The sequence below is a fragment of the Flavobacterium sp. genome, from assembly GCF_043773265.1.
In the GTDB taxonomy this organism is placed as follows: Bacteria; Bacteroidota; Bacteroidia; order Flavobacteriales; family Flavobacteriaceae; genus Flavobacterium.
Genome location: NZ_JAYVFH010000208.1, coordinates 1 through 3,792, shown reverse-complemented (window position 1 = coordinate 3,792; position 3,792 = coordinate 1). Strand labels below are relative to the sequence as shown.

The 3,792-nt window shown below is 28.6% G+C and carries 2 protein-coding genes and 2 pseudogenes; all 4 read right to left on the bottom strand.

The genetic code is table 11. The features are described from left to right. Nucleotides 1-443: pseudogene (locus tag ACH2BO_RS11060) on the bottom strand (peptidase M23); the annotation flags it as partial. Nucleotides 444-448: 5 nt separating this feature from the next. Beyond that, entirely contained in the window at nt 449-1,222 is a 774-nt protein-coding gene (locus ACH2BO_RS11055) for a DUF4292 domain-containing protein (RefSeq protein WP_395044802.1), read from the bottom strand. A 1-nt stretch (nt 1,223) separates the two neighbouring features. Then, nucleotides 1,224-2,570 carry a tetratricopeptide repeat protein gene (locus ACH2BO_RS11050; RefSeq protein WP_395044801.1) on the bottom strand — a complete coding sequence of 449 codons (1,347 nt, stop codon included), beginning with the start codon at nt 2,568-2,570 and terminating at the stop codon, nt 1,224-1,226. A 31-nt stretch (nt 2,571-2,601) separates the two neighbouring features. Next, nucleotides 2,602-3,611 (bottom strand): annotated as a pseudogene (locus ACH2BO_RS11045) (sugar nucleotidyltransferase). Between the last annotated feature and the right edge of the window lie 181 nt (nt 3,612-3,792).

The following is a 3,792-nucleotide window of genomic DNA, read 5'->3' as shown; positions in this document are numbered from 1 at the left end:
CTAGAATATTGCTTCATATATTGCAATCTTTTGTATGCTTGCAAAAAGTTTTCTGATGATAATAAAAACATTGCTCGACTTTGTGTAGAACGACTTTTATATGATTTTACAATCATTTCTGCATAATCTTCTTTAAGTGCTTTTAAATCTTTTTTTAATTTATTTATCTGAACTTGATTGATATACATATCGTTACTAAGCAATTTTGTTTGCTTTTCAGTTGTAGAAATTAACTTTTCTTTTAGTCCAATTTTTTCTTTTTGAATGGTCAATAAGTTTACGACTGACTTTTCTTTTTTACGAACATCTTGAAGCAGCATTTCTTTGTCTCTAATTTCTGCTTGAATTTTGGCTTTCTTTTGTTCAAGTTCTTCTTGCGTTTGTTGGCTCCAAGAAAATGAAGCTAGTAAAACTAGAAGTAATGTAAATAGAGCTTTTTGCATATTTATTATATCTTATCTATATAAATTCTTTCATAACCGTCTGGAACACTGTATGGAAAGGAAAATTCTTCGTTAAAAGTAACATTCTTATAATCTATATCTATTGTTGTTTTTCCTTGTTTTTGATTGGCTTCAATGTTAAAATTCAAAGGTACTATCTTATTGGATAGTTTTTGATAATCTGGATAACTTATTTGTAACTTTCTATCTTGTAATGGCTGACTAATTTCTTGCTTCTTTAAAAGAAAATTTTCTGCTTCAAAAAAGTATGTTTTTTTGGTGTTATTGGCTTTAATATCTTCTAATTTATATAATTTTTCTATAATTGAAGCTGTATATTTTGACTTGTTTAAATCATCTAATGCTTGACCAGTCAATAAATTTTGAACTTTATTGAAATCTAAATCTGTACCAAGCCATTGGCTTAGCGAAGAATAATCGCCTTGAAAATATTTTCCGTTTATCTTGTCATAATACTCAACAGATGTTGGTGTTATCAAAGCTTTTGCCATTGTTATTCCAAGAAAACGAATACTTACTAATATTTTTTCGTCTTTCTTTATTTTAATTTCAGCCGTTACATTTTGAGTGTTTTTTTCATCTTCATACTTTGCACTCGCTTTAATATATAATGTAGAAAAAACGATTTTATTGTTGTAATGATTTTGAATTATTTTTTCAGATTCTATAGCATTTGTAGCACTTTTTTCACCTAAAACAGCTTTTGTTTTACAAGAAACCAGTAAAATTACCAATAGAAAAGCTAGTAATTTTTTCATTTTATTTTTTTTGTTTTTTGAGCAATTCATTGGCTTTGGTAAAATATTGTTCTTTCTTTTTCATATCGCCCAATCCATTAAAAGCTTCACCAAGTTGTATGTTAAAATTTATTTCTAAAGCTGCATCATCAACAATAAAATCTATACCAGATTCTAGTGCATCTTTAGCTTTTTTATAGTTTTTTAATTGATTTTGAGCTAATCCGTTGTAATAATATAATTGAGGTTGTGTTGGAAAAAGTTGCATTTGATCTTCAGAAACCTTGGCTAATTTTTCAAATTGTGCAATTTCTGTATACGATTGCAACAATAATAAAATAGTTTCCATATCGTCTGATGTAGTTTTTAAATGCATTTCATAAAACTTAGCTGCGTTTTGCCAATCTTTTTTGTTTTGATAAAATTTACCAATTTCCTTGGCAACTTTTACTTCTTTATCATTATCAAAATAACCAATTGCTTTTTCTAAATCTTTTTCATATTGTGGATTATTTTTAGAAAAAATCAAAAACTCATTCAACATTCTGTGTTTTATTTTTTTATCTATTTTATCACTTGCCAAAACTATATTCATAGCTTTTACAGTTTTGTCACCATCATTATTGTTTAAATGAAATTTAAATAAGCTCACTTGTGCCCAATCTGAAGTTGGAATTTCAGTTTCTAATTTTTTGGCAATTTCTAATGCTTTATCTTCTTGGTTGCTTTGAGAATACAAATAAATCAATGCAACATAATTGGATTCATCTTTTGGATTTTTCTTTATTTTATCAATTAAATCTGCTTTTTCTGAACCTTGATATTTTGAGTCTTGCAAGATTTGTGCTTTATATAGTTCTCTTTTTTCAGATTTACCTATGGTTTCATTTAGTTCGTTTATCAATGTCAATGCTTTGTCATATTGTTGCGTATTCATATAAAGCGAAGTCAAATCTTCTTTATAATCAACTTTAAATTCGGTGAGTTTTTGAACAATAATTATTGCTTGATTATAATCGCGAGTGTCATAACAAACGTCGTACATCCCAACCCAAGCCCAACGGTTTTTAGGATCGATTTCTGTAGTTTTTTCAAAATTATCATAAGCTTCTTTGTACTTTTTTTGGGATAAATAATTTTTTCCTAATTCAAAATATACTATTGCGCTTTCTGGCTTAATGTTTTTACATTTTTCTAATGCTTCAATGGCTTTGTCATAATTTTCAATTCCTTTTTGCTTTAATGATTCATAAAAATAATTTTCGAAATCATCAGACACAGCAGCAACATCTTCTGGTTCTTGTGCCAAAAGAGTTACTGGAAAAAGTGAAATTCCTAGAAAGAAAATAGTAAAAATTATTTTTTTCATATTTTTTATTTAATACCTAACAGGTTAAAATTTATTCTAAAACTGAATAATCTCCAATACTAATACTGGTAAAATTACCATCAAAACTAGCGTGGTTTCCAATCATTGCATTGTCAAGATTTGCGTTTTTAATGTGAGCATGTGTTTGTATTAAACTGTTTTTTATTTTACTGTCAATTATGTGACAACCTTTGCCTAGTGACACATTTGGACCAACAGTAGTGTTTATTAATACTACATCTTCTCCAATATAACACGGCGGAATAATTGTAGCATTTTCTAATTTTACATCTTCAGAAATTAAATTTTCTCCATCTTGATGCAAAAAGTTCAACATTCTGTTATTAGTATCAACCGTTACGTCTTTGTTTCCGCAATCCATCCACTCATCTACTTTACCTGGTACAAATTTCATGCCTTTTGCCATCATTTGTTTAATTCCATCATTAATTTGATATTCACCGCCATGAATAATGTTATTGTCGAGAACCAATTGCAATTCATTCTTTAAAACGGATACATCTTTAAAATAGTATATTCCTATCACGGCTAAGTCTGAAACAAACTCTTTTGGTTTCTCGACTAACTCAATTATTTCGTTTACCTCATTTAAATTTATAACTCCAAAAGCTTCTGGTTGATCAACTTGTTTACCCAAATTACGCTATCGGCAGTTTTATCTAAATCAAAATCGGCACGAATTAAAGTATCAGCATACGCAATAACCGCTGGACCACTTAACGAATCTTTGGCGCACATAATGGCATGACCAGTTCCAAGCGCTTCATTTTGATAATAAATTGTTCCTTTTGCTCCAAGTTTTTGTGCAATTGCTATTAATTCTTGTTCTACTTTTTTACCAAAACTTTCGTGAATAATAAATGCTACTTCGTCAATTTCTTGATTTAATACTGCTGCAATATCTTCGACTAAACGATGCACGATTGGTTTTCCTGCTATTGGAATTAATGGTTTTGGTATTGTTAATGTGTGTGGTCTTAATCTTGAACCTCGACCAGCCATTGGGACTATTATTTTCATATTAATTGCTTTTAACTACTTCAACATTCAAAATTCCAAGTTGAATATTCAACATTTTTTAGTTTTGATGATTCAATGTTTTTGAACTTGGAATATTCAATAACGAACTTTGAATTTTGAACTATTTGACTACTTATTTCTATTTCTTGATGTTTCAATACTTTTTACAAAAATCGATATT

Excerpts from the sequence above, each read along its gene's own strand:
- ACH2BO_RS11055 (WP_395044802.1), bottom strand. The coding sequence starts at position 1,222 with ATGAAAAAATTACTAGCTTTTCTATTGGTAATTTTACTGGTTTCTTGT.
- ACH2BO_RS11050 (WP_395044801.1), bottom strand. The coding sequence starts at position 2,570 with ATGAAAAAAATAATTTTTACTATTTTCTTTCTAGGAATTTCACTTTTT.